Consider the following 25,182-nt stretch of genomic DNA (forward strand, 5'->3'; position numbering starts at 1 on the left):
CGGTCATCCGCGGGGCGACACATGATCACACCATCGCGTGAATCAGGCGGGAAGCCGTGAACCGTACCGGACTTGGCGTATTCGTCGGCAGCCCGCCCGCCGGGCGCAGTCGGGCCACGGGCGGCAGGCAGCAGGCAGCGGTCGGTACCCGTCCGTGGGCGTCACTTCCGTACCTGGATCAGCGCGTGCGTTCCTCCGGTGCGCCAGCGTTGCCCCTCGGCAGCGACCAGGGCGGCCTCCGTGTCGGCGGACAGACCGGTGATCACCTCGGACTTGAGGGTGCGCAGGGCCGCAACCGGGCCGGGGAAGTAGGCGGTGACGTCGACGAACGGGGTGGTCGGGTTCCAGCGGCTGTCGCCCACCAGACGACGGTAGTTGAGGTCGCCCTTGACGATCGTCAGAGAAGCCGTCGCGAACTCGGCCCGCAGGTCGTCCGGCATCGCGGCGTAGGGCAGCGGTGCGGCGGAGAAGGGATGGGCGCGCACCGTGAGGGTGCCGTCGGCCATGGCAGCCCACAGACGCCGGCCGTGGTCGGCGGCCGCTCCCCGCGCGGCCGTCAGTTTCCTCAGCGCGTCGACCACGTCGGCCGTGGTGGCGTCGGAGACGTAGTACGGGTACGGCTTGACGTGCAGCACGACGCGGCCGCACCGCCCGTGCGCCAGGAGATGGGCGGCCAGGAGGAGATCGGGGATCAGCTCCCGACCCGCGTTGTCGGCAACCAGGCACAGGGTGCCGGCACCGGTGCCGGGACCGGGATCCGCACCCACACCCACACCCGCAGTCGCAGTCGCAGTCGCAGTCGCAGTCGCAGTCGCAGTCGGCAGCAGTGACCACAGCGCGTCGCTGTCGTCGGCGACCAACCCCGTCACGGCGGCCCGCTTCTCCGCCTCGACGTCGGAGAGCCGGAAGCCGAGGTCGGCGCGGTTGCCCCACAAGGACCCGTGCAGGAGCGCACGGTCACGCTCGTGCACCGGACGGCCCTCCAGGGCGTCGAGCGCGGTCAACTCCTCGTCGGTCTCCGGGGCGTTGAGCTCGGCCAGTTTGAAGGGGCGGAACGGGTCGACGCCCCGCCAGGGACCGGTACCGAAGTAGCCCACAGCTTCCAGGAGTTGACGGTAGAAGTAGCTCTCGGACCAGAGCCAGGGCACCTCGAACCAGGATCGGCCGGCATACGCGTCGAGACCCCAGGTGCGCCACCGGTCCCGGTCGGGCGCGTCGGCGGCCGGTGGTTCGATCACGCCCTTGGTGCAGTTGTCGAGCAGCGCGTCCAGACGACGGTGAATGTCGGGACCGTACGGAAACGCCTCCCGCACCTGCTGGATGATCGCCGGATGCCGTTCGGCCAGGACGCTGTGGGGGAACGAGCCGGGTTCGTCGCCGAGGATCACGGGCGGCGCGGGGGTGTCGGACATGCGGTTCACCGTATCCCGGGGGCACACCACCCGGGCCGACCGTCACCCTCACGTCGACCGCGCGCCCGAACCCCTCTCACCAGGCACCAGGCGGCGGACCGGCAGGCGGCAGGCGGCGGACCGGCAGGCGGCAGGCGGCGGACCGGCAGGCGGCAGGCGGCGGACCGGCAGGCGGCAACGGGCAAGCGCCGAGGGTCAGGCACCCCACCCCTCACACCACCGCCATGACCTCGCGCTCCAGCCGTGCCGCGAGGGTGAGGTAGCGCGGCCGGCGCGGTACCGGTACGAGGCCGCGGATGAGGACGTGCCACATCTCGGCCATCCGGCGGGGCAACCGGCCGGCGGGTTCGCGGGAGCGGCCGACGACCCGGGTACCGACGAAGAAGCAGACCAGGGAGTGCGCGACCGCGTCGACGTCGACGTCCGGATGGATGTCGGACTCCTTGAGCGCGCCGCCGAGCCGCCGGGAGATCAGGTCCAGCAACTCCACGAAGGGATGCGACAAGGGCGGCCGGACCGCCACTCCCCCCGTGGCGAGCCGCAGACCGGCCCGGGTGATGGGTCCTTCGACCGACAGCCGCGTCAGGGCGAACGTCAGGCGTATCAGGGCTTCGAGGGAGGCGTAGCCGCGGTCGTCGATCTCGCCGGCGATCCGGCGTGAGGCCGAGGACTGCAACTCCATGATGGCGTGGGCCAGATCCTCCTTCGCCGCGAAGTGGAAGTAGAGGGCGCCCTTGGTCACACGGGCGTGCGCGACGATGTCACTGAGGCTTGTCGACTCGTAGCCGTGCCGGTCGAACAGATCGGCGGCGGCCGTGATGATCGTCGTGCGGGTCTGTTCGGCGCGTAACTGCCTCGCCATCGACTGGTACTCTCCCGGGCCGGTAACGAACGGGTCATGCCGTTTTTTCTTACCCCCCGTACACAATAGCTCACGGTACGACTGTATTGGCCATGGAGTGGAGACCTCTGACGCCCGCTGCCCTCAACCGACTTGTGCACCGCCGCTGGCCCGCTACGGGAAGCCTCCCACAGAGAACGTACCGGAGGCATAATCGAGCTGTAATCGAAAGAGACGGGGTGCGCGGTTTCCGCTTGTGAGCAGCTGAAGGACAGGATGCCGCAACGTCCGGGCTACACGTGTCACCGCTTACCGAGATTCCCACGGCACCCTACAGAGCACACCTTTCGGGCGGCGTCCGGGTGCGAGGCGTCCGGTTTGTTTTCCTGGGAAACGGCTGGAAACACACAGGCAACTCGTTGCCCCCGCTGGGTACTTGCCGGTGGTCCGGAGCTCGACTCACGACCTCGCGGGGAACAACGGGGAACAGCGGGGAACCACCCGGAAACAGCGGGAACGCCCAGGAACAGTGAGAAACACCCGGGAACAGCCGGAAACACCAGGGACACCGGGAAACACCGGGAACACCGGGGAACGGAAAGCGGGCGGGCCGGCCGGTGTCCATCCACACCGGTCGGCCCGCCCGCTCGTCACAGGTGGCGGGCAGCGAGTCGCCTCAGAAGGTCAGCTGCCAGCTGTTGAGCTTCCCGGTGTCCTGCGCCGCGGTGTCCTGGACGCGCAGCTTCCAGGTGCCGTTGGCGGTCTCGCCGGAAGCGTTCACCGAGTAGGTGGTGCTGACGTTGTCGGCGGAGTCCGACGAGCTGGCCGCCTTGAGCCGGTAGGCGGTTCCGTCGGGCGCGACGAGGTCGATGACGAGGTCGCCGCGGTAGGTGTGGGTGATGTCGACGCCGACCCGAAGGGCCGTCGGGGCGTTGCCCGTGCGGCCGCTGACGACGATCGAGGACTCGACGGCGGAACCGTTGTCCGGGATCGCGACCGCTGTCGTGCTGGAGAAGGTGGTGCCCCCCGTGGAGCCGCCGGAGCCGCTCACCGCCTGCACCGTCTTGGCCGCGTCCGCCAGACCCGCGCCGCAGCCGCCGGAGCATGCGCCGGGCAGGGCACGGGCGTTGTTCTTGATGGCCGTCTCGATCTGCGCCGGCGTGAGCGCGGAGTTCGCCGACTTGACCAGCGCGACCAGGCCCGCGATGTGCGGGGTGGCCATGCTGGTGCCCTGGTAGTAGGCGTACGACTCGCTCGACGGCGTCTTGGTCCCGGAGTTCAGGGTGGACAGGATGCCGTTCGCGGTGCCGGTGCTGGTCTGGCCGCCGGGCGCCGAGATGTCCACGAGGGAACCGTAGTTGGAGTAGGACGCCTTGGCGCCGGTGCGGTTGGTCGCCGCGACCGAGATGACGTTGTTGCAGTTGCCCGGCGAGTGGTTCGCGACGTTGTCGCTCTCGTTGCCGGCGGCCACCACGACGGTCGTACCGCGGTTCACGGCGGCGGTGATCGCGCTCTGGGTCGCCGAGGTGCAGGCACCGTCGCCGCCCAGGCTCATGTTGATGACCTTGGCGACGTTGGAGTTGGCGGGAACACCGGAGACGGTGCCGCCGGACGCCCAGGTGATCGCGTCGATGATGTCCGAGTCGTAACCGCCGCACTTGCCGAGCACCCGGACCGGGGAGATCTTCGCGCCGTACGCGATGCCCGCGACACCCTTGTTGTTGTTCGTGACGGCGGCGATGGTGCCCGCCACATGGGTGCCGTGCCAGGAGGAGTTGGCGGCCGGGACGCCGGAGCCGCACTCGTTGGCGGCGTAGTAGTCGCCCGGGTCGGCCGGGTTGGCGTCGCGGCCGTCACCGTCCGCGGAGACCGCGGTGTCGGCGATGAAGTCGTAGCCGCCCACGATGTTCGCCGCGAGGTCGGTGTGCGCGACGTAACCGGTGTCGATGACGGCGACGGTGACACCGGTGCCCGTGGAAGTGGTCCAGGCGGCGGGCACGTTCATACCGGCGGTGGACTCGTAGAGGTCCCACTGCTTGGTGTACTCGGTGTCGTTGGGGTCGGCCTTCGGCTTGTTCAGCCGGTCCGGGACGACGTAGGCGACCTGCGGGTCCGCCCGGTACTGGGCGACGACGTCGGCGACATCGGTCTTCGTCAGGTCGCCGCCCAGGTCGACCAGGGCGGCGCCGGTGCCGAGACGGCGCTGGAAGTCGACGTCCTCGCCGGTCTTCTCGCCCTTGGCGGCGGCGTCGGCCTCGGCGGCCGGATTCGACCTGGCCTCGGCGGCATCGGACTTGTAGCCGACGATGAGGCGCTCGGCCGGGGTGCCGGGCGCCGCCTCGGTCTGGGCGGCGAGGACGGCGGAATCCTGGGAAACGGTTTCCTGGGCGGCGACGGCCGAAGCGGTCGACGCTGCGGTGAGCAGGGCCGCGGAGGCCGCGGCGACGGATATCAGCTTCCGTCTCAGGGCGGGAGAGGTGCGCAAGGGGGTGCCTTTCGTAACCGGCTCCGGGCAGGGCGGAGCGGCGGTCGATTCGCTTCGAGGGGGGAAGCGGAGGGGGGTGCATCGAAGTGCGCGGGTGCGTCAAAAAATGCGTGGGGTGCATCGAAGAGCAGCGCTGAAGGCCGGCCAGGCGCGGGAACCGACCCCGTCGGGGTTACCTGTGGGTCGGCTGTGCAGGAACGATAGGCAAAGGATCAGTCATCCGGATACAGGGGAAACCCTCGATCCGGCCAAAAACACACCCTCGACGGCCACGATCGGCCGGCGAACGCCCGATTTGATCGTGTCCGTGGGGCGCGCCGGCCACCGGACACGGCGCTGAACGCGCCGGACCCGATTCCCGTACTGACCGAAGACCGTTCCCGCGCCGGCCGAGGAGACGTCCCCGATGCCCCGCACCACCGCACACCGCACCGCAGCCCTGACGGCCGCCGCCGTGAGTCCGCTTCTGCTGGGCCTGTGGGCCGCAGCACCGGCCCAGGCGCACGGCGCCCCCACGGATCCGGTCAGCCGGGTGTTCGCCTGCTCCCCCGATGGCGGGGCCGACGCGAAGACCGCGGCCTGCCGGGCGGCCGTGGACGCCAACGGCACCTCGTTCGCCGCGTGGGACAACCTGCGGGTGGCGAACGTGAACGGCCGCGACCGGCAGACCATCCCCGACGGGCGGCTGTGCAGCGGGGGCCTGTCCGCCTACAAGGGACTCGACCTCGCCCGCGCCGACTGGCCGTCGACCCGGCTCAGCCCGGGCGGGACGCTGCGCATGACGTACGCGTCGACGATCGCGCACACCGGCACGTTCAAGCTGTATCTGACGAAGCCCGGGTACGACCCGTCGAAGCCGCTCACCTGGTCCGACCTGCCGACGAGTCCGTTCGCCGAGGTCAAGGATCCGGCGCTGACGAACGGTGCCTACCACTTCACGGCAAAGCTGCCCGCCGACCGGACGGGACGTCAGATGCTCTACACGATCTGGCAGAACAGCAGCACGCCGGACACGTACTACTCGTGCTCGGACGTGGTGTTCCCGGAAGCGGTTTCACCAAGCAAGCCGGAGAGCAAGCCGACGACCAAGGCACCCGTTTCGGCCACGCCCGCGGCTTCCGCGAGCCCGACGCCCAGTTCACCGTCCGCCGCTCCGTCGGTGTCGACCGCGTCCGACGCCGCACCCGACCGGGCCGCCGCGGCCGCCCCCGAGAGCACCCCGGTGGCGTCCACGACCGGGGCCGGCTCCGGGCCGTCCGCGCCGCTACTGGCGGGCGGCGCCGCGGCGGTGTTGGTACTCACCGGCGGCGCCGCCCTCGTCGTGCGTCTGCGTCGGCACTGAACTCCGTCGACACGGCGTTCGGTTGTGCGTCGGCCGATCAGTCACGCAGACGGTGTTCGGTTGCTGGTGACGGTGTTCAGTTGACGGTGACGGCCGCGCCCGCGTCGGTCACCGGGGCGTACTTGGCGGTGAAGTAGCCGTTCGCGAAGCAGAGCGACGAGCCGGACGTCTTGGCGAACTGCTGGCTGGTGAAGGTGATGCTGTTGTCGGCGTTGCTCGCCGTGCCGGTCAGGCTGGGCGCCTGGTACACGCAGTTGATGCTGCCCAGCAGGGTGCGCAGCACGACCGTGGTCTGGATGGTGGAGCCGCTCGCCGGGGTCACGGTGACGGTGCCGTCCGAGGCCACGCTGGTGGTGTACGGCAGGTTGTTGACCGTGACGCTGGTGACGCCGAGCACGCCGACGACGTTCGCGGTGCAGTTGGCGAAGGAGTGCGCGGTGAGCGACTCGGTGGCGGTACCCGGCGCGGTGGGGTTGTCGGCGACGGTGGCGCTGAACGCGGACGTGGCACAGGAGACGCCGCTGGTACCGGTCGCGCTGGAGTACAGCGTCGCGGCCGTGCCGCTGGCGAGCGAGGCGTTGAGGACATCACCGACGGCGACGTCGCCGTTGGCGGTGGTCAGCACCGCGCCGGCCGCGGAGGCCGGGGTGACGGCGGTGAGCGAGAGGGCGGCGACGGTACCGGCGAGGGCGAGGAGGGAGCGGGTGCGCATGGGGGTGCCTCTTTCTCAAGTGGGGCTTGCTACAGGGGGGATGGTCGGTGGGGGGTTGAACCGGCGCGTCGCTTGTCGCGACGCGAGGGGACGCTGATCGGCGTCCGCCGTCGCCGGCCCGTGACGCCTTCTCCGTACGTGACGGACCGGCAACGGCGGCCGGCCGGTGACCGGTCGAAGGCACTGGCGAGTGACTCCGGCCGGGCCGGGCGGGGATGGGCGACCGGTCGCGGCCCGCTGGGGGGAAGCGGCCCTACCGGTGCCGTGCGGGGATCGAGCTCGGGACCGAGTGGCCCGTACTGGCTGAAAAGCGTCCGGGAGCGCGGCGATGTCGCCGCACTGCGGATCCGGCGCCACGGATCCCGGCTGAGCCAGGGAGAGTTGTAGACCTGATGGTCCGTCAACGTCAAGGCCTACAAACAAAGTTGATGGGCCAACAGATATATGCGAAAGGTCGGTCGGGGCGCGCGTCGCACAGGTGGCACATTATGAACACTCTTTTTCCACATCTCCCTTGACCGGTTGGTGTAACCATCGGTAACTTCCTCGACGGCTACTGCTGCGTAACCAGAAAGCCCTTGCGGTTTCCGGGAGTCGCGAGGAGGCGGCGCGGCAGCCGCTGTCCGCGCCAGGACAACGTGCCCTGAAGCCCAACCCGCATGACCAAGTGCATGGGAGCAGACATGGCCTCGTCCCCGGACGTCAATTCGTCCGCCGACCACACCCCCGAAAACCCCGAAAGCGGTTCCGCAACGAGACGCGGCCGGGTCCGGCTGCGCCGGGCCGCCGTCATGGCGGTGCCCGCCACCTTCGTCGCCGCGGGGCTCGCGGTCGTCACCGCGCAGGGTGCCCTGGGCGTCCAGTTCGCGATCTCCGGGATGCCCTTCGTCGTCACCGCCGACCGGCTCGACGGTGAGGGCTTCGCCCAGTTCGGCGGCTTGGACAACATGATCGAGAACAGCCCCAACCAGGGCGACACCGGCGGCCAGGTCCTGGTCGTCACCTCGGTCGTGAAGAACGGCAAGATCACCAACATGTGCCAGAGCGTCGACCTCGGCGGCATCCAGCTCATCCTCAAGGCCGGCGGCGGATCCACCCCGGTGAGCGTGAAGAACCTGGCCATCGACTCCGACGAGATCTCGGGCGACGCCGAGTTCAACAACATCGAGATCGGCCGCGACTCCAGCACCTTCGACAAGGTCCCGATCCAGGGTCCCGCGGGCGTCTACGGCCAGCAGGCCGACACGGTCGTCATCAAGAACCTGTACCAGCACAACTACGCGGCCACCGCGGCCGTCTTCAAGCTTCCCGGCCTGAAGATGAGCTTCTCGAGCGAGGGCTGCAAGTAATGACCTTCACCCAGTGGCGGGACCGCTTCCGCGGGTGGAGAGGCCACCGGCCCTTCGCGGGCGGCATGCTGCTCGTCCTGGGCGGCACCGAGATCCTGGTGACCATGAAGGCGCCGCTCCCGGTGATCCTTCATGTGGGCATGCAGGGGCTGGCGGGTTACCTCCTGCCCACCCTGATGGTGCTCTGCGGTCTGCTGATCATCTTCAACCCGACCCAGCGGCTGTTCTACTCGATCATCGCCATCCTGCTCTCCCTGGGCACCTGGCTCACCTCCAACATCGGCGGCTTCGTCATCGGCCTCCTGATGGGTGCCGTGGGCAGCAGCCTGACCTTCGGCTGGCTGCCCGACCAGGAACCGCGCCAGAGCCGCCGACAGCGGCGCAAGGAGACGCGGACGGCCGAGTCGGTGCGCCAGGACGGCCCACTGCCCGGAGCGGGGAAACCCGCCTGACACCGGGCATGCGCGTACCTGTCGCGCGGACGTGACCCACGGCCGTACGGCGCTTCACCGGCGGGGCCGGGACGATCTGCGCACCGCAGACCGCTCCCGGCCCCGCCGGTTCGTCACGCCGCCACCACACGTCATTCGAACAGGTGACGTGGGAACTTCTGCACCTTCGCGACGAGTTCAGCGGAAGATCACTGCGATCGGCCCGGGACGACGGGTTCGGGACAATGCGTGCGAGGCAGTGACTTCGGCGTGAAGGAGCGACAGCGGCATGGTGGCCAAACGGCTGCTCGGGGCGATCGGCACAAGCGGTCCCTCGGTGGACACGGTGCTCGACAGCGAGGCGGTGCTGCCCGGCGGTGAACTGTCGGGGCGGGTCCGGCTGCGGGGCGGCGACGCGGCCGTGGAGATCGAGGAGATACGTCTGGAGCTGCTGGCCCGCGTGCAGGCGGAGCAGCCTGTCGAGGCGGCGCACGAGGAGGGCGCCGGCGAGGGCACCGTCGCCTTCGAGCGCCATGTCGTCGGCGGGGGCTTCCGACTCGGTGAGGCCGAGGAACGCAGTGTGCCGTTCACGGTCACGCTGCCCTGGGAGACACCGGTCACCGAGCTGAACGGGCGTCCGCTGGGCATCGCTCTCGGCGTGCGCACCGATCTCGCGGTGGCCGCAGCCCGCGGCCGGGGCGATCTCACCCCGCTCACCGTCCGTCCGCTGCCCGTGCAGGAGGCGGTCCTCGACGCGTTCGGGCAGCTCGGGTTCGGGTTCCGCTCCGCCGACCTGGAGCGCGGCCGCATCGGGGGCACGGGCCAACGCCTGCCGTTCCGCCAGGAGATCGAGCTCACCCCTCCCCCGCGGTACGCGCACGCGGTGACCGAGATCGAGCTGACCTTCCTCACCACCGCCGCCGGCCTGGAGGTCGTACTGGAGGCCGACAAACGCGGCGGCCCGCTCACCCCCGGCCACGACGCGCTGACCCGTTTCACCGTGCGCCACGAAGACGTGCCCGTCCTCGACTGGAACAACGAGGTCGACGGCTGGATCCGCCGGCTGACCGAACACCGGGAGGCGTACGGCGCCCAGGCGTACGTCCGCACCGCCTCACCCGCCGGTCACCGCGCCGCAGACGGTTCCGGCCCCGGCTCCGGCCCCGGAGTGGGCATGGCGGTCGCCGCCGGTACGGCAGTCACCGCCGGTACGGCGGGACCGGCCATGGGGGTCGTCGGCGGCATGGTGGCGGCCGACGCGGTCGACGAGATCGGTGACCTCTTCGAGGAGGAGGAAGAACACGAGATGCCGGCGGAGGGCCAGGACCAATGGGAGGACCAGGAGAGCTAGGAGAGCTAGGAGGGCCGGGAGGGCCGGGAGGGCCGGGAGGGCCGGGAGGGCCGGGAGGGCCGGGAGGGCCGGGAGGGCCGGGAGGGCCGGGAGGGCCGGGAGGGCCGGGAGGGCCGGGAGGGCCGGGAGGGCCGGGAGGGCCGGGAGGGCCGGGAGGGCCGGGAGGGCCGGGAGGGCCGGGAGGGCCGGGAGGGCCGGGAGGGCCGGGAGGGCCGGGAGGGCCGGGAGGGCCGGGAGGGCCGGGAGGGCCGGGAGGGCCGGGAGGGCCGGGAGGGCCGGGAGGGCCGGGAGGGCCGGGAGGGCCGGGAGGGCCGGGAGGGCGGATGAAGCGAGGGAAGAGCCCGGCAGCGGCTTCCCGGCCGCGTCTCGTCCGGTCCTTCGTCGCCTCGGCCTCACCCGTGAGGATCCACATCGGCCTGACCGGCGTCCGGAAACCGCGCTTTCCGGCACAACCGTGTGACGCGAGTGGCAGGTTGATACGCATGGACAGCGACGAGGTGGACGGCGGCGAAACGACCAGCGCCGAGAACGGTCCCGGCGACGCCGTTCCTCACCGGCCCCGGGCGGGTCGAACCCGGCGTCGTCCAGGCCCACCACCGGCATCCCGAAGGCAAGGGCATGGAGGTCGTCCGCGAGGCCGATATCGCGATGTACGGGGCCGTGACCCACAAGCCGTGAACCCGGCCGCCCGATTGACGATCAGTCAATTCAACTGCGGTTATGCTCCCTTCCGTCCGCGCCGCACCGTCCCGGATCACGATGTGGCAGCACCACCTCACCCCATGTGGTTGCTCACTTGACTACCAGCGGTCACACACGGTTGGCTCCGAGCCAACGAATGCCTCTCGCCGGCGCACACCCCCTCGCTCCGGCGGCGCATGCCCCGCGCTCCCCTGCTCCCTCCTCCCCTGCCCCGTCCTCCCTGCTCTGCCGCACAGCGAGGTGCAGCCCCCCATGAACACTCCCCTCCCCGCTCCCTCCGCTTCCGTTCCACTCGGATCCGCCCGCCTCACCGCCCTGGCCGCGGCCTGCTGCCTCCTCCTGCTCGCCGGCTGTTCCGGCGCCGCCTCGTCCGGATCGGACATGGACACGGCGGGCGGCTCGGGCGACCGGATCAAGATCACCCTGGTCACCCACGGCGCCAAGGGCGACGACTTCTGGGAGCTGGTGCGCAAGGGCGCCGAGGCCGCGGCCGCCAAGGACGGCGTCGACCTGACCTACGCCAGCGACTCCGACGCCGCCGGGCAGGCCGAGTTGGTGCGCGACGCGATCGGCGACCGGGTCGACGGCATCGCGGTGACCCTCGCCAAACCGCAGGCCATGAAGAGTCCGGTGGCCCGCGCCAAGGCTGCCGGCATACCCGTCGTCGGACTCAACTCGGGTATCGACGCGTGGCGTTCGGCGGGACTTCTGGAGTACTTCGGCCAGGACGAGAGCGTCGCGGGCCGGGCTGTCGGCGACAAACTCGACGGCCTCGGTGCGAAGCACGCCCTGTGCGTCATCCACGAACGGGGCAACATCGCCCTGGAGGCGCGCTGCGCCGGCGTGAAGAAGACGTTCACCGGCGAGACCGAGATGCTCTACGTCGACGGAACGGACATGGACGCGGTGACCACCGCCGTGGCGGCACGTCTGCGGCAGGAACCCGACATCGACGAAGTCATCACCAACGGAGCGCAGTTCGCACTCGCCGCGGTGCAGGCGACCGACAAGGCGGGCAGCAAGGCAAAGGTCGCCACCTTCGACCTCAACAAGGACCTGGTCACGGCTGTCCGCGACGGCAGCGTGCAGTTCGCGGTGGATCAACAGCCCTACCTTCAGGGCTACTTGGCCGTCGACGGACTCTGGCTCTACAAGACCAACGGCAACCTCAGCGGCGGCGGTACGGCTCCCGTGCTGACGGGCCCGGCCTTCGTCACCAAGACCAACGTCGCCGAAGTCGCCCGCTTCGCCGCCGCCGGCACCCGCTGACCGACCGTTTCCCCGCCCCCGCTCCTCCCCCTCTCCCTCTCCCCTTCCCCTCCCCACCTCCCCCCTCCCCCGCTGATCGCTCTAGGACGACTATGTCTCCACGGACAGGTGCCCGGCGCCGACGTCTCGGCTCCATACGTCTCTCCCTGATCCTGCTGGCGCTGGTGCCCAGCGTCACCCTCGCCGCCATGTGGGGTGTGACGACGACCCAGATGTTCGCGGAGGGGCTGCGGCTGCGCGCGCAGACCGAACTGAGCCGGTCGACCGGCGCCATGGGCACCGAGGCGACGCTCATGCTCCAGCAGGAACGCAGCCTGTCCGCCGTGTGGCTGGCTTCGCGACCCGCCGGTTCCCGGGCCGCGCTGGAGGCGCAGCGCGAGAAGACGGACGCGGCGGTCGCCAAACTCGTCGCCCGGTCGGACGACATCCAGCAGGCGTCCGAACGGGTCAGGGACCGGATGTACTCGGTCGTCGCCTCCGTGGGCAGCCTGGAGTACTACCGGGGCCAGGTGGACGACCCCGTCGACATCACCGCCGCTCAGGCGCTGGATCAGTACACGTCGATCATCGACGACCAGATCCACGCCTTCGAGGAGCTGTCCCAGGTCGACGACGGTGACCTCACCTCGCAGGCCGGACCGCTCGTCGCCTTGGAGCACGCGGCCGAACTGGTCTCCGAGGAGGACCTCCAGCTCACGCTCGCCGGGCCCGGACAGCGGATGGACGAGAAGACGTGGGCGGAGTTCTCCCAGCTGGTGAACACCCGGCGCTGGCTCGTGGAGGACCAGATCGTCCCGTCGCTCACCGGCACCGCGAAGGCGCAGACCGAGAAGATCCTGACGAGCTACCAGTGGCAGATCCTGGAGTCCGTCGAGGACAAGGTGCTCGCGGCCCGCTCGAAACCGAGCGAAAACGGTGACATCGCGTTGCCGGCGGTGCAGAAACAGTGGCGTGCCGCGCTCATCGAGGTCTCCGACCAGTATTCGGGCCTGATCCGGCTGCAGACCACGGCGCTGCTCCAGCGCAGCGCAGACGAGGCGCGAGAACTCCTCATCACGGCCGCCTCGCTGAGCGCCGGCGGTCTCGCCGCCCTGCTGCTGTGCGTCGGCATGTCCTGGCGCATCACCCGCTCGCTGTCCCGGCGACTGCACGGGCTGCGGATGGCCACGCTGAGCCTGGCGCACGAACGGCTGCCGGACGTCGTGACCCGGCTGGACCGGGGCGAGACGGTCGACGTGGACTCGGCGACCCCTCCCCTGGACTACGGCCACGACGAACTCGGCCAGGTGGCCGCGGCGTTCAACACGGCGCAGCGCACCGCCGTGCACACCGCGGTCGAACTCGCCGACACCCGGCGCGGCTTCCAGAAGGTCATCCTGGGCATCGCCCGGCAGAGCCAGAACCTGGTCAACCTCCAGCTCAGCAAGCTCGACGCACTGGAACGGCGGCACCAGGACCCGGACGTCCTCAACGGCCTCTACGAACTGGACTCCACGGCGAGCCAGTTGCGGCGCTACGAGGAGAACCTCGTCATCATCAGCGGCGGCCGGCCGGGACGCAGCTGGACGGAGCCGGTGGCGCTGATCGACATCCTGCGCAGCGCCGTCGGGGAGGTCGCCGAGTACCGGCGGGCCGAGGTGCACACCGAGGAGGACGTGTCCATCGCGCCGCCCGCCGTGGCGGACGTGATCCATCTGCTCGCCGAGCTCATCGACAACGCGACGTCCTATTCACCGGCGCCGAGCCCGGTCGGTGTACGGGCCTCGCTGGTGGCCAGGGGCCTGGCGATCGAGGTCGAGGACCGCGGCCTCGGCCTGTCCGAGGAGGACTACGCCTCGTTCAACGCGCAGTTGGCGGTGCCGCCCCAGTTCGACGTGGTGGCGCTCGCCGACGACCTGCGGCTGGGCATGTTCGTGATCGCCCGGCTCGCGACCCGGCACGGCATCGGCGTCACCCTGCGCCCGTCACCGTACGGCGGGACCACGGCGATCGTGCTGCTCCCGCACGACATCGTGGTCAGCGAGGCGCCCGGCTCGGCGGCCCCGGCGGCGGAGGACTCCGGCCAGCTTTCGGTAACCGGTTCCCACTCGCCGGAGACGAGCCCTCCGTCACCGGTGGAGGACACGGGGGACGCGGCGCGGGAGCACAGCAGGTCGGGCGAGCACAGCAGGTCGGACGCCGGACCGGCCGCGTCGCCTTTCCCGGCGGACGCCGCCTCCGCTGCGGCGCGCATCCCGGAGTCTCCGGCGCACGACTCGGCGTCCCCCGCGGCCGCCAGGTGGGACCCGGCACCCGGCCGACCCGCTTCGGAGGGCCTTCAGCGCGAGGCGGGCGGCTCTCCGTCGCCGGCGGACGTCGCGTCCTCGACGACCGAGGCGTCCCTCCCGACGGACGGGACGGCGGCGGCCGACGCGCACGTCGCCCGGTCCGGTCCACCGCGCCTCGCTGGTCGTGGGGGCCTGCGGGCGAGCGGGGCGGCGACCGTCCCGGCCCGCACGCCGGGGGCGGCAGCTCGGCCCGAGGGTCTCACCCCGTTGCCGCGCAGGGTCCCGCAGACCAGCCTCGCCACCGAGCTGCGCGAGGATTCCGCCTCCGCCGCGGCCACGGCGGCCGTCGAGGAGGACGGTTACCCGGACGACTTCACCGCGGAGCGCGCCGCCTCTTCCCTCGCCGGTTTCCAGCGGGGCACGCTGCGAGCACACGCCGACGCCGACCTGTGGCCCGACGACGACCCGCGGGATACGTCCGCCGAGGAGCCCCCCGGCCCGCCGGTCACCACCACGGACACCTCCCCGACCTCGACTCCCCCCGCCGACCGCACATGAAGGATTTCGCGATGACACGCTCCGTTCCTGGCACGAACACCCAGCTCGACCAGCTGCTCACCGGTCTCGTGGACCGGGTCGCCGACGTGAACCAGGCCGTCGTACTCTCCGAGGACGGGCTGGTGGTGAGCAAGTCCACCGGTTTCCCGCGGGAGGACGCCGAACGGCTCGCGGCGACCGCGTCCGGTCTGATGAGTCTCAGCAAGGGCGTCAGCATGGATTTCCGCGGCGGTCCGGTACGCCAGGCGCTCATCGAGATGGCCAACAGCTACCTGATCCTCACCTCGGCCGGCCCGGGGGCGCATCTCGTCGTGCTGGCGGGGAAGAACGCGGACGTGGGCGTGGTGGCGTACCAGATGAACATGCTGGTGAAGAAGATCGGCGAGCACCTCAGCGCGGCACCGCGGGCACATGTCGGTCCCGCCGTCCGCACCAACGGCGGGTGAGGTGAGCGGAGGCGACGAAGCGGGCCGGCTCGTCAGGCCGTTCACCCTCACCGGTGGCCGGACCCGGCCCAGCCGCGCCGACTTCACGCTCATCACGACGGTGACCGCGGTCGACCCGCCGCCCGAGCGGGCGGCGCGTCCGCAGCCGGAGCACCTCCGGATCCTGCGGCTGTGCGCCCGTCCGCTCGCCGTGGCGGAAGTCGCGGCCCATCTCGACCTGCCGGTGAGCGTGGTCGTCATCATGCTCTGCGACCTGCTGGAGGCGGGGCTGATCACCGCCCGGCCGCCCCGTTCCGTCACCGGCGCCGCGGATCTCGAGCTCCTGGAGAAAGTGAGGGACGGCCTTGGCCGGATCTGATGCCACCGCTTCCACCGCCCTCGGCGCCGGGCAGGCCACGGCTCCCGACACGGTGAAGATCCTCGTCGCCGGCGGCTTCGGCGTCGGAAAGACCACGATGGTCGGGGCGGTCAGTGAGATCGCGCCGCTGCGCACGGAGGAGCCGCTGACCATCGCCGGGCTGGAGGTGGACGACCTGAAGGGCATCGAGGAGAAACGGTCCACCACCGTGGCCCTGGACTTCGGCCGGATCACCATCGGCGACGATCTGGTGCTGTATCTCTTCGGCACGCCCGGCCAGCAGCGGTTCTGGTTCATGTGGAACGACCTCGCGATCGGCGCCCTGGGGGCGGTGGTGCTCCTCGATGTACGAAGGCCGGAGTCCAGCTTCGCCGCGATCGACTTCTTCGAGCGCCGGGGGATCCCGTTCGTCGTTGCGGTAAACGGCTTCCACGGGTTGCATCCGTATCCGACGGAGGAGATCAAGGAGTCGCTGGCGTTGCCGGCGCATGTTCCCGTGTTGCTGTGCGACGCGCGCGAGCGTGACTCGTGCCGGGACGTACTGATCGCTCTGCTCGACCGGCTGATCGAGGACGCCGCGTTCCGGACGAGCCCTGCACACTGATCGCCCCCGCACCCGCCCGGGCTCCTGGTCACCCGGTCCGGGTGACCGGTTGGCCGGCCGTCCCCTGGCTGCCTGGCTGCCTGTCTGCCCGCAGGACGCCCGTGAGTATCCGGTTCCGTCAGCGGGCTCCCGCGGCGCGCAGTACGGCAACCGTTTCCGGATGCGGTCCCGCGGCCGCCCACTCGAGTGGGGTGAGCCCGGTGCCGTGGTCCTCGCGGAGGTTGGGGTCGGCGCCGTGGGCGAGCAGGACGCGGACCGCGTCGATGTGGCCCCAGCAGGCCGCCGCGCAGAGCGGGGTTCCCTCGGCGCCCAGGCCCGCGCTCTCGGCGTCGGGTGGCGCTCCGGCCTCGAGCAGCCTGCGTGCGGCGTCGGCCGACCCCTGAACGCAGGCCGCGTACAAGGGGGTCGTTCCGTCCGGATCGGCGGCCGTGGGGTCGGCACCGGCCCGCAGCAGCCGGTCGACCTGAGGACCGCTCCCGAACATGACCGCCGACAACAGACGTGTGGTCAGTTTCTTCCGCCGTCTCCTGTTCACGGTCGCCGAGAGTAGCCCGGACCGCCGAGGGGATCGCCTGATTTTTCATGGGCCCCGCACAGGTGCGCGGCGGGAAACCGCCAAGCGTGTCCCAGTGATTGACCTGTTCCCCGCACGCCCCTACCTTCTGACCGACTCATCGAACCTGGTTCGACATTTCGAACCGATGGTCGGCATCAAAGGGCACCCCCGCACCTCTGGAGCGCATATGACCCCCAACCCCTCCCGCCGCCTCATCCTGGGCGCGGCCGCCTCCGTCCCCCTGGCCCTCACCCTCGGCGTGCCGTCCGCCCGCGCGGCCGACTCGGCCTACGTCATGGGGTACTTCACCGAGTCGACCAGCCTGGGCGCCGGCACCGACTACGGCCTCCACCTCGCCGTCAGCACCGACGGGCTGCAGTGGATGCCGCTGAACCAGAACAACCCCGTGGTGACGCCCACGGAGGGCGCGCTGGGGCTGCGGGACCCGTTCATCCTGCGCAAGCAGGACGGCACGTTCGTGGTGATCGCCACCGACCTCAAGGGCACCGACTGGAGTTACGTCAGCCAGTACGTGCACGTGTGGAACTCCACCGACCTGCGCACCTTCACCGGCTACCACCGGCTGAAGCTGCACGACATGAACACCCACAGCTGGGCGCCGGAGGCGTTCTGGGACGCGGGCCGGGGACAGTACGCGCTCATCTACTCCGCCGTGAACAGCAGCGGCCACAACGTGATCATGGTCAACTACACCACCGACTTCGTCACCGCTTCGGCGCCCCAGGTCTTCTTCGACCCCGGCTACGACGTGATCGACGGCGACATGGCCGTGGGGGTGAACGGCGTCAACTACCTCTACTTCAAGAAGGACCAGACGCTGGTGGGCGCCCGGTCCAGCTCCCTCGACCCCGGCAGCTTCACGGTCTTCAACACGGGCGTCGCCCACGGCGGCACCGAGGCGCCGACCCTCGTCAAGTCGCTGACGTCCAGCACCTGGTGGCTGTGGGGGGACACCTACACCCCCAACGGCGTCTTCTATGCCTGGCAGTCCACCGACCTGTCGGCCGGCACCTGGACCGCGCTCGACCAGAAGACGTACACCCAGCCGGTGAACTCCAAGCACTGCGGCGTCACGACGATCACCGGCACCCAGTACACGAACCTCGTCGCCAAGTGGGGCGCCCCCGCCTGGAACCGGCTCAAGTCCTACAACTACCCGGACCGTTACGTCCGCCACTCCAACTACACCGCCCGCATCGACACGTACCCCTTCGACCTGTACACCGACTCGCAGTGGAAGCTCGTCCCCGGTCTGGCCGACAGCACCGGGATCTCCTTCCAGTCGGTCAACTACCCGACCAGGTACCTGCGGCACTACAACTACCAGCTCCAACTCGACGTCAACGACGGCACATCGACGTTCGCCGGTGACGCGACGTTCTACCGCACGGCGGGCCTGGCGGACTCCGGATGGGCGTCGTTCCGCTCCTACAACAACCCGACGCGCTACATCCGGCACTCGAACTACGTGCTCCGTATCGACCCGGTCTCGACGGCCACCGAGAAGCAGGACGCGACGTTCTACGTGGGTTACTGAGCGGGGTCCCTCACCGGAGCCCGGACCCGCCCCTGAGCCGCCGCCGCGCCGTCCGTCTCACAACCCGGCCAGTCGTGGCAGCAGTTCGGCCGCCGTCGTCACATCGTCGGTCAGTGGACGGTCCTCCGTGCCCGCGGGGAGAACGGCCGCCGCCGCGGCGAAGACCTCGGCCGGCGGCGGCAGGGCCGCCGAGTGGATCGGGCGCATCCTCAAGGCCCGTACGGCGGCGACCAGTTCACACGCGAGGACGATGGCGTAGGCGTCCGTTGCCCGCGAGGTCTGGCGGGCGGCCTGTCCGGCGAAGCTGGCGGCCTCCTCCAGACCTCGCGACAGGACGGCGTGGCCCGCCGAGGCGGGTGCCGTGCCGGAACGCAGCTCCGCCAGAGCGGAGTTGGCGGTGTACTCCAGGATCATCGTGCCCGAGCTGCTCGCGGGCCCTGCGCCGAGGAACGGGGGCAGGCCCGTGAGCCCGGGGTCGCCGAGCGCCGTCAGGCGGGCGACGGAGAGCTGCGCGGTCTGCAACAGGGCGAGGTTCGCGGCGTCCAGGGCGAGTCCCAGGGGTGCGGCGAAGAAGCCGCCGTGGTGGTAGGCCGACGTGCCGTCGGAATCCATGAGGGGGTTCTCCGAGGGGCAGTTGACCTCCGCCTCGATGACGTCGCGCAGGCGGTCGGCGGCGTCCAGGGCGCAGCCGTGCGCCTGGGGGAAGGCGCGGAATCCGAAGGGGTCCTGGACACGCCCGCCCTCGCGGCGCCGCGGCCGGTCGGGCAGGCCGAGCAGCCGCCGCACCTCACCCGCGGCGCGGGCCGCGCCGGGGTAGGGCCGCAGGGCGTGCACGGGTGCGGCATAGGCCTCGGGCGAGCCGGACACCGCGGCGAGGGAGAGGGCGGCGACGGCGTGCGTGGCCCGCAGCAGCACGTCGAGCTCCCGCTGCGCGAGCGCGGCCTGCCCCAACGCGAGGGCGTTGCTGCTGAGCAGGGCCAGCGCATCGCCGGGTTGGAGGACCACCGGGGCCGGCAGTCCGGTGGAAGGAGCGGCGGCGGTGTCCCCGGGGACGGGGGTGGCCGCCGGGACAGGGGCGGAAACGGGAACGTAAACGCTGTCGGAGGCGGGTCCGGGCAGGGTGACGAGGTGCATGGCGGGGGCGCCGCCGTACCGGGCAACGGCGGCGGGCTCGCCCCCGGCGTCCGCACCGACCGCCGACGCGGCTCCACGGGGCGGGCCACCCTGCTCCGCGTCCCGCCCGGGCCCTGGAACGTTTCCCGGCTCGGCCGGCTCGGCGCTCGACCACGGACGTTCACCGATGATCGTCAGGCCGGTCTGGGCCAGGGCCGTCAAGTCGCCCGTGCCGACGCCGCCGTACTCGTTGACGGCCGGGTGAACGCCGAGCCGGAGGGCGTCGACGAGGGCGTCGATGAAGGCGGGCTGGATGCCGGAGCCGCCGGCGAGCAGCTGGTTGGCCCGCACCGCGAGCATGGCGCGGACCTGGCGGACGGGAAGCAGCGCGCCGGCTCCGCCCGCGTGGCTGCGCAGCAGGCGCAGGCCGTGCGCGGCCTCGTCGCCCTCGCCGACCGGCACCGAGCGCTGTGCGCCGACGCCGGTGCCGCGGCCGTACAGCCGTCCGGCGGCGGCGAGCCGTCGCGCGGTGTGCCAGGACGCGGTGGCCCGCTCACGGGCCTCGGGCGCCACCGTGGGGACGGCCTCACCGTCGGCGAGCGCGGTCAGCTCGCCGACGGTGAGGGCGGTTCCGTTCAGGACGGTCCGGGTTTCCCCGCGGTGCGGCGGAATCCGGACCGGTTCTCTTGCCGTGGTGTCCAACGGTGCACGTGGTCCGGTGGAACCTCAGCCGAGGCCGGCCGACTTCAGCCAGGCCTTGGCGACGTCCAGCGGGTCCTTGCTCTCCAGCTGCACCTGGGAGTCGAGGTCGAGCAGGGTCTTGGTGTCGAGCTTGGCGGAGACGGCGTTGAGCGCGTCGATGCCCTCCTGGGAGAGCCCGCTCTTGTAGACCAGCGGGGTCACGTTCGCGAATCCGAAGAGGTTCTCCGGGTCCTGCAGGACGACGAACTTCTCCTGCGTGATGGTCGGGTCCGTGGTGAAGATGTCAGCGGCCTGCACGGTGTTCTTCTTCAGTGCGGCCTGGGTCAGCGGACCGCCCGCGTCGAGGGCCTTGAAGGACTTGAACTTCAGCCCGTACACCGACTCCAGGCCGAGGATGCCCTGCTGGCGGGTCTGGAACTCGGGCGAACCGCCGAGGACCAGCTCCGGCGCGATGTCCTTGAGGTCGGCGAGCGTGGACGTCGCGGTGAGGTTGTACTTCTTGGCGGTCGCCGCGTTGACCGTGACGGAGTCCTTGTCCTCGGCGGGCGACGACTCCAGCAGCGTCAGCTTGGAGTCGAGCTTTGCCTTCGCATCGGCGTTCACCTTCGCGAGCGAGGTCTGCTCGGCCTTCGCGTCCAGGTAGGCCAGCAGCGAGCCGTTGTACTCCGGCAGGACGGTGATGGAACCGTTCTTGAGCAGGCCGTACGTGGTCTCCCGGCTGCCGATGTTGGGCTTGTAGGACACCTTGATGTCCTTGGCCTTCAGGGCCTCGCCGTAGATGTCGGCGATCAGGATGCTCTCGGCGAAGTTGTTGGAGCCGACGACCACGGTGTCACCGGCCGCCTTGTCGCCGGCGAGCGGGTCGGAGGTGTCGTCGGACGAGGAGGAGCATCCCGCCAGCAGGACCGTCACCGCCGCGAGGGCGACGGCCGCCGCACCGGGGTGGTTCCTGAGGGACCTGCTGCTGTGGGCGTTGGAAGTCACGGTTGCCGTTCCGGGCTGGGGGGTTGATGAGAACTCAAACACTCTGGCCTGATCCAATCCACCCGCTTCTTGATCAGTCAAGAGGAGCCGGGTTAACGATTGACCTCGATCCGTGATCACTTGCGCGCAGATCGGAAGATCACCTGTCTACGCCTCCGGAGGCTCCGGGAAGGCCCCAGTTCACCGCTTCGTAATGGATTCTTGACGTAGGGCGACGCGCTCGACCGTTCGAATAGGCGATAGTCTCGCCGGAGTTGGCGTCCGCCACAGCAGTCGGCGGAGGCCACAGCGGTGTACGGGGGCCGCATCCGTATCATTCACATTTCGGACACGTGTGTGCAAAAAGCGGCATGCGTGCAACCGCCCCTCGCACGCCCGCAGCACCCCCTTGAAGGAGGCCCGGTGTCCACGAAAGAGGTGGACGCGCCCGCCCGGTCGACACCCTCGGCACCTACGTCCGCACGCCGGGGCCTGCGGGGTTTCGCCGACCGGTGGCCCTTCCAGCGCAAGCTGAACGTACTCGTCGGTATCCCGCTGACCGTGATCGCGCTGCTGCTGACGTACCTCATCGTCGACCTGGTGCAGGAGTCCAACCGCGCGGAGGACGCCGCCCAACTGGTGCGTGACAGTGCCCAGGTCGCGCGGCTCGTCGCCGCGCTGCAGGACGAACACCAGCAGGCGATCCTGCTCTCCGTGCGGCACGAGGCGTCTTTCGACGGCGGCACGCCCTCCACCGACGGCTACCGGCAGGCGCAGGCCGCCGTGGACGCGCAGGTGCGGAAGGTGGTCGACGCCTTCGGCGACCGGCTGCCGGACACCGAGGTGCAGGCGCTCAAGGAGGTCCAGGGCCTCGCCGGTCTGCGGACCACCATCGAGCAGGGCTATCTGCCCGCCGACAACATCGACCCGGCGTACTCGGGTGCCGCCGACGGCCTCATCGACGGCCTCGGCCTGGACCGCAACGCCGACCTCGCGACGACCTTCACCGGCAACCTCCTCGACTCGCTGCTGCGCGCCGACGCCGCGCACGGGGCCTTCGAGACCGCCGTGTTCTCCGCCCGGACCGGCGACAGCAACGCACTCATCGAGTTCACCGGCGCGGTCGGCTCCTACGAGCTGTTCACCTACCAGGCCGAACGGTTCGAGCGGTTCGCCGGCGAGGCACAGAACGAGGAGTTCGGCGGCATCGAGCACAACGCCTCGCAGGCCTCGATCGGCCAGCACTACGCCGAACTGGCGGTGGACCCGAGCGCGTTGCAGGCCGAGTCCAAGGCCGAGATCCGTACGGCGTTCCGCGTGGCCATCGCCTCCTACCCCGACTACAGCGCGCAGGCCAGGACCCGCCTGAAGATCACCGCCTCGCTCATCGACCAGATCGCCGACCGCGCCGACGACACCGCCTCCAGCGCCCAGTGGCGCGCCGGCCTGCTGCTGAACCTGGCGCTGATCTGCTTCGCCCTGTGGATCGCTTTCTCCATCCTGGTACGCCGCTCCGTGGTCCGCCCGGTGCTGGCACTGACCGGCGCCGCCCAGGAGGTCGCCGACGTCGCGGGCCGCGAGCTCGCCCGCGTGGCCGACGACGACGCGGAGGAGTCCGGCCCGCCACGACTGCGTGAGCTGCCGGTCACGGCCGACGACGAGATCGGTGAACTCGCCGAGGCCTTCAACAACGTGCAGACCACCGCGGCCGCGCTGCTGGAACGCCAGGTGCTCAGCCGCCGCAACGTCGCCGAGATGTTCGGCAACGTCGGCCGCCGCGTCAGCAACCTGACGACCCGTCAACTCGCGTTGATCGACGCGGTGGAACGCGGCGAGACCGACCCCGCGCTGCTGGAACGTCTCTATTCCATCGACCACATCGCGGTCCGCCTGCGCCGCAACGCCGACAGCCTGATGCTGCTGGCCGGCATCCGTGAGGCCGTCCTGGACGCCGGACCGATCGAGCTCACCAACGTCGTACGCGCCGCGCTGGGCCAGATCGAGGGCTTCCAGCGGGTCCAGCTGCGCGCCGCGACCGAGGCCATGGTGGAGCCCGACATCATCGGCGACCTCACGCTGATGATCGCCGAACTCCTGGAGAACGCCGTGTCGTTCTCCCCCGAGGGCAGCCCCGTCGAGGTGTTCGTCGGCTCCGACCACGACGGCGCCTCGATCACCGTCGCCGACCACGGTCTGGGCATGAGCGCCGAACGCCTCGCCGAGGAGAACTCCCGCCTGGTGCGCCGTGAACGCCTCGACGTCGTCCCGACCAAGGTGCTCGGCCTGTTCGTGGTCGGCGCGCTGGCCCGCCGCTGGGACGTCGACGTCACCCTGTCCCGCACCCCGGGCGGCGGCGTGACCGCCGAGGTGATGATCCCGTCGACGCTGCTCCTGACGATGAGCGAGCCGGGCCCGGCCGGCCTGCCTGCCTCCACCGGCACGTCCTCCTCCCCGGCCACGGCGGCGCTCGCCGCCCCGTCGGCCCCGCCGGCCGGCCCCTCGCCGTCCTCCTCGATCCCGTCCACGGTTCCGTCCTGGGCCACGCACGAGGACGATCCGACCGCGCTCCCGCGCCGGGTCCCCCGCCGCGATCCGTCCCCCGCCGCACGGGAGGCCGAGGCCCCGCTCCAACCGGCGGCCGACACCGACGACCGGGCGCGGGACACCGCCTCGACAGCCACCAGAACCTCCGCCGAAACCGACGAAAGCGGTATCTCGAGCCGTGCGGCGGAAACGGTTTCCACCAGCCTTGCGGCCGACGCCGGTTCCCCTTCCTCCGGTTCCTCCGGGGAAACGGCGGTAACCGCTTCCTCCGATCGCGCGGTGGAAACCGGTGTCTCCGCCGGTACGGCGCAGTCCGCTTCCCCCGCCGTTCCCGCCCAGGCCGATGTCGCGGCCACTGACGGGGCCGAGCCGGGGACCACGGGCGAGCCGGCGGTCCGCGCCTACCCCGCCGGCGTCGGGATCGCGGCGCCGCGCACGGCCGAGGCGGCGCTCCACGCCCGCGCGGAGGACGAACCCGGGGACCACGCCCGTACGACGCAGTCGTCGCACGTCCACGCTGCCGGGTCCCGGCCCGCCGGTCACACGACGGGCGGGCACGGGGATGGCGTCCGCCGGACAGAGCGTCTCGCCGCCGACCGTGGTACCGACCGCGCCGCCGAACCGTCCAGGTTCGACCGCGCCACCGGTACCGACGGCCCCGCCGGCCCTCCCTCCGCGCCCGCCCCGGACGGGACCGACCCGTTCGCCGTCGGTCCCGACGGCTCCCGTCCGCTCCGTCGACGGGTGCGCGGGGCGACGCTGCGGACGACCGCGGACGCCGCCGCCCAGCAGTCCGCGCGGCAGGCCGCCCGCCCCGCCGACGCGGACGCCGTGCGCGATTCGCTGGAGGAGTTCGAGGCGGCCGTGGCCCGCGCGCACCGGGACACCGGCGAACACCCCCGCCCCGCCGAGCCCCGCCCCCTCGCCCCCACCACCGACGACCCGATCGACCGCCGGAACGACCGCCGGCCCGACCACCGTCCCGGCGTCTCGCCCGACCGGACCGACCGGACAGAGCCGTCCGACGCGACCGACCGGACCGAGCCGATCACCGACCCGATCACCGCCCGGGACAGCACGCACCACCAGAACCACCTTCCGGAAGGAGCCGAGCAGTGAGCACGTCGACAGGTGAGACTCCCGCCGGAGACGCCAAGCCGACCGATCTGCGGGCCGCCGCAGCCGATTTCACCTGGCTGCTCAACCGTTTCGCCACCGAGACCGCAGGGGTCGTGGACGCCATCGCGGTGTCCTCCGACGGACTGCTGATCGCGGTGTCGGAGCTGCGCGAGCACGCCGACTCCGAACGGCTGGCCGCGATCGTCTCGGGCATCACCAGCCTGGCCGCGGGCGCCTCCGGCAACTACGGCCTCGGCGGCCTGAACAAGGTCATCATCGACCTGGAGGGCGGCCACGTCCTGGTCTCCGCGATCGGCAGCGGCGCCGTGCTCGGCGTCGTCACCGACAAGGAGGCCAAGCTGGGCAACATCGCCTACGAGATGACGGTGTTCGCCAACCGCGCCGGCACGGCGCTCAGTCCGCAGCTCGTCCTGGAACTGAAGAACAGCGTCGGCGCCACGCGCACGCGCTGAGCGCGTGCCACCGTAGAGAGAGCGAAC

At 71.0% G+C, this 25,182-nt stretch carries 19 protein-coding genes; 12 read left to right on the top strand and 7 right to left on the bottom strand.

Going from position 1 to position 25,182, the window contains the following annotated elements:
- Positions 1–161: 161 nt before the first annotated feature.
- From OG440_RS08120 to OG440_RS08130, 3 genes are all read right to left on the bottom strand, one after another.
- Positions 162–1,412 carry a damage-control phosphatase ARMT1 family protein gene (locus OG440_RS08120; RefSeq protein ID WP_406006160.1) on the bottom strand — a complete coding sequence of 417 codons (1,251 nt, stop codon included), beginning with the start codon at positions 1,410–1,412 and terminating at the stop codon, positions 162–164.
- 211 nt (positions 1,413–1,623) lie between these two features.
- The gene (locus OG440_RS08125; RefSeq protein WP_406006161.1) at positions 1,624–2,274 is read right to left on the bottom strand and encodes a ScbR family autoregulator-binding transcription factor; all 651 of its coding nucleotides are present in this window, start codon (positions 2,272–2,274) and stop codon (positions 1,624–1,626) included.
- A gap of 655 nt (positions 2,275–2,929) precedes the next feature.
- Entirely contained in the window at positions 2,930–4,738 is a 1,809-nt protein-coding gene (locus OG440_RS08130; protein ID WP_406006162.1) for a S8 family peptidase, read from the bottom strand.
- Positions 4,739–5,144: 406 nt separating this feature from the next.
- On the opposite strand from OG440_RS08130, the gene OG440_RS08135 reads away from it, so the two are divergent.
- On the top strand, positions 5,145–6,080 hold the full coding sequence (locus OG440_RS08135) for a lytic polysaccharide monooxygenase (protein WP_406006163.1): 936 nt from the start codon (positions 5,145–5,147) through the stop codon (positions 6,078–6,080).
- Between the two features lie 76 nt (positions 6,081–6,156).
- Here the strand turns inward: OG440_RS08135 and OG440_RS08140 are convergent, their stop codons facing one another.
- The gene (locus OG440_RS08140) at positions 6,157–6,792 is read right to left on the bottom strand and encodes a Tat pathway signal sequence domain protein (protein ID WP_406006164.1); all 636 of its coding nucleotides are present in this window, start codon (positions 6,790–6,792) and stop codon (positions 6,157–6,159) included.
- A 683-nt stretch (positions 6,793–7,475) separates the two neighbouring features.
- Here OG440_RS08140 and OG440_RS08145 point away from each other — a divergent pair.
- The 8 genes from OG440_RS08145 to OG440_RS08180 all read left to right on the top strand — a co-directional run bounded on the left by OG440_RS08145 (position 7,476) and on the right by OG440_RS08180 (position 16,127).
- Positions 7,476–8,141: a DUF6230 family protein gene (locus tag OG440_RS08145; RefSeq protein WP_406006165.1), complete on the top strand. Its 666-nt coding sequence runs from the start codon at positions 7,476–7,478 to the stop codon at positions 8,139–8,141.
- Positions 8,141–8,593 (top strand): DUF6114 domain-containing protein, encoded by a 453-nt coding sequence (locus OG440_RS08150; RefSeq protein WP_406006166.1) that lies wholly within the window; start codon positions 8,141–8,143, stop codon positions 8,591–8,593. Before OG440_RS08145 ends, OG440_RS08150 begins: the two co-directional genes overlap by 1 nt.
- A 268-nt stretch (positions 8,594–8,861) precedes the next feature.
- Positions 8,862–9,923: a sporulation protein gene (locus tag OG440_RS08155; RefSeq protein ID WP_406006167.1), complete on the top strand. Its 1,062-nt coding sequence runs from the start codon at positions 8,862–8,864 to the stop codon at positions 9,921–9,923.
- A gap of 954 nt (positions 9,924–10,877) precedes the next feature.
- On the top strand, positions 10,878–11,894 hold the full coding sequence (locus OG440_RS08160) for a substrate-binding domain-containing protein (protein ID WP_406006168.1): 1,017 nt from the start codon (positions 10,878–10,880) through the stop codon (positions 11,892–11,894).
- A gap of 92 nt (positions 11,895–11,986) precedes the next feature.
- Positions 11,987–14,719: a nitrate- and nitrite sensing domain-containing protein gene (locus OG440_RS08165; protein WP_406006169.1), complete on the top strand. Its 2,733-nt coding sequence runs from the start codon at positions 11,987–11,989 to the stop codon at positions 14,717–14,719.
- A gap of 11 nt (positions 14,720–14,730) precedes the next feature.
- The gene (locus tag OG440_RS08170) at positions 14,731–15,165 is read left to right on the top strand and encodes a roadblock/LC7 domain-containing protein (RefSeq protein WP_406006170.1); all 435 of its coding nucleotides are present in this window, start codon (positions 14,731–14,733) and stop codon (positions 15,163–15,165) included.
- A gap of 1 nt (position 15,166) precedes the next feature.
- The gene (locus tag OG440_RS08175) at positions 15,167–15,523 is read left to right on the top strand and encodes a DUF742 domain-containing protein (RefSeq protein ID WP_406006171.1); all 357 of its coding nucleotides are present in this window, start codon (positions 15,167–15,169) and stop codon (positions 15,521–15,523) included.
- Entirely contained in the window at positions 15,510–16,127 is a 618-nt protein-coding gene (locus OG440_RS08180; protein WP_406006172.1) for a GTP-binding protein, read from the top strand. The genes OG440_RS08175 and OG440_RS08180 overlap by 14 nt, the downstream gene beginning before the upstream one ends.
- A gap of 118 nt (positions 16,128–16,245) precedes the next feature.
- On the opposite strand, the gene OG440_RS08185 is transcribed toward OG440_RS08180, so the two are convergent.
- Positions 16,246–16,662 (bottom strand): ankyrin repeat domain-containing protein, encoded by a 417-nt coding sequence (locus tag OG440_RS08185; RefSeq protein ID WP_406006173.1) that lies wholly within the window; start codon positions 16,660–16,662, stop codon positions 16,246–16,248.
- Between the two features lie 208 nt (positions 16,663–16,870).
- Here OG440_RS08185 and OG440_RS08190 point away from each other — a divergent pair, with 208 nt between their 5' ends.
- The gene (locus tag OG440_RS08190) at positions 16,871–18,241 is read left to right on the top strand and encodes a glycoside hydrolase family 43 protein (protein ID WP_406006174.1); all 1,371 of its coding nucleotides are present in this window, start codon (positions 16,871–16,873) and stop codon (positions 18,239–18,241) included.
- 57 nt (positions 18,242–18,298) lie between these two features.
- Here the strand turns inward: OG440_RS08190 and OG440_RS08195 are convergent, their stop codons facing one another.
- Positions 18,299–20,056: an aromatic amino acid lyase gene (locus OG440_RS08195; RefSeq protein ID WP_406006175.1), complete on the bottom strand. Its 1,758-nt coding sequence runs from the start codon at positions 20,054–20,056 to the stop codon at positions 18,299–18,301.
- Positions 20,057–20,080: 24 nt separating this feature from the next.
- Positions 20,081–21,040, bottom strand: a complete 960-nt coding sequence (locus tag OG440_RS08200; protein ID WP_406006176.1) for an ABC transporter substrate-binding protein — start codon at positions 21,038–21,040, stop codon at positions 20,081–20,083.
- 402 nt (positions 21,041–21,442) lie between these two features.
- Between OG440_RS08200 and OG440_RS08205 the strand changes: the two genes are divergently transcribed.
- Together OG440_RS08205 and OG440_RS08210 are read left to right on the top strand one after the other, a co-directional pair.
- The gene (locus OG440_RS08205) at positions 21,443–24,682 is read left to right on the top strand and encodes an ATP-binding protein (protein ID WP_406006177.1); all 3,240 of its coding nucleotides are present in this window, start codon (positions 21,443–21,445) and stop codon (positions 24,680–24,682) included.
- Positions 24,679–25,155 (top strand): roadblock/LC7 domain-containing protein, encoded by a 477-nt coding sequence (locus tag OG440_RS08210; protein ID WP_020125273.1) that lies wholly within the window; start codon positions 24,679–24,681, stop codon positions 25,153–25,155. The genes OG440_RS08205 and OG440_RS08210 overlap by 4 nt, the downstream gene beginning before the upstream one ends.
- Positions 25,156–25,182 lie beyond the last annotated feature (27 nt).

The organism is Streptomyces sp. NBC_00637, assembly GCF_045161545.1.
Lineage (GTDB): Bacteria > Actinomycetota > Actinomycetes > Streptomycetales > Streptomycetaceae > Streptomyces.

Coding starts and splice junctions, on each gene's coding strand:
- OG440_RS08125 (WP_406006161.1), bottom strand. CDS start 2,274: ATGGCGAGGCAGTTACGCGCCGAACAGACCCGCACGACGATCATCACG.
- OG440_RS08165 (WP_406006169.1), top strand. CDS start 11,987: ATGTCTCCACGGACAGGTGCCCGGCGCCGACGTCTCGGCTCCATACGT.
- OG440_RS08150 (WP_406006166.1), top strand. CDS start 8,141: ATGACCTTCACCCAGTGGCGGGACCGCTTCCGCGGGTGGAGAGGCCAC.
- OG440_RS08120 (WP_406006160.1), bottom strand. CDS start 1,412: ATGTCCGACACCCCCGCGCCGCCCGTGATCCTCGGCGACGAACCCGGC.
- OG440_RS08155 (WP_406006167.1), top strand. CDS start 8,862: ATGGTGGCCAAACGGCTGCTCGGGGCGATCGGCACAAGCGGTCCCTCG.
- OG440_RS08190 (WP_406006174.1), top strand. CDS start 16,871: ATGACCCCCAACCCCTCCCGCCGCCTCATCCTGGGCGCGGCCGCCTCC.
- OG440_RS08135 (WP_406006163.1), top strand. CDS start 5,145: ATGCCCCGCACCACCGCACACCGCACCGCAGCCCTGACGGCCGCCGCC.
- OG440_RS08160 (WP_406006168.1), top strand. CDS start 10,878: ATGAACACTCCCCTCCCCGCTCCCTCCGCTTCCGTTCCACTCGGATCC.
- OG440_RS08140 (WP_406006164.1), bottom strand. CDS start 6,792: ATGCGCACCCGCTCCCTCCTCGCCCTCGCCGGTACCGTCGCCGCCCTC.
- OG440_RS08145 (WP_406006165.1), top strand. CDS start 7,476: ATGGCCTCGTCCCCGGACGTCAATTCGTCCGCCGACCACACCCCCGAA.
- OG440_RS08170 (WP_406006170.1), top strand. CDS start 14,731: ATGACACGCTCCGTTCCTGGCACGAACACCCAGCTCGACCAGCTGCTC.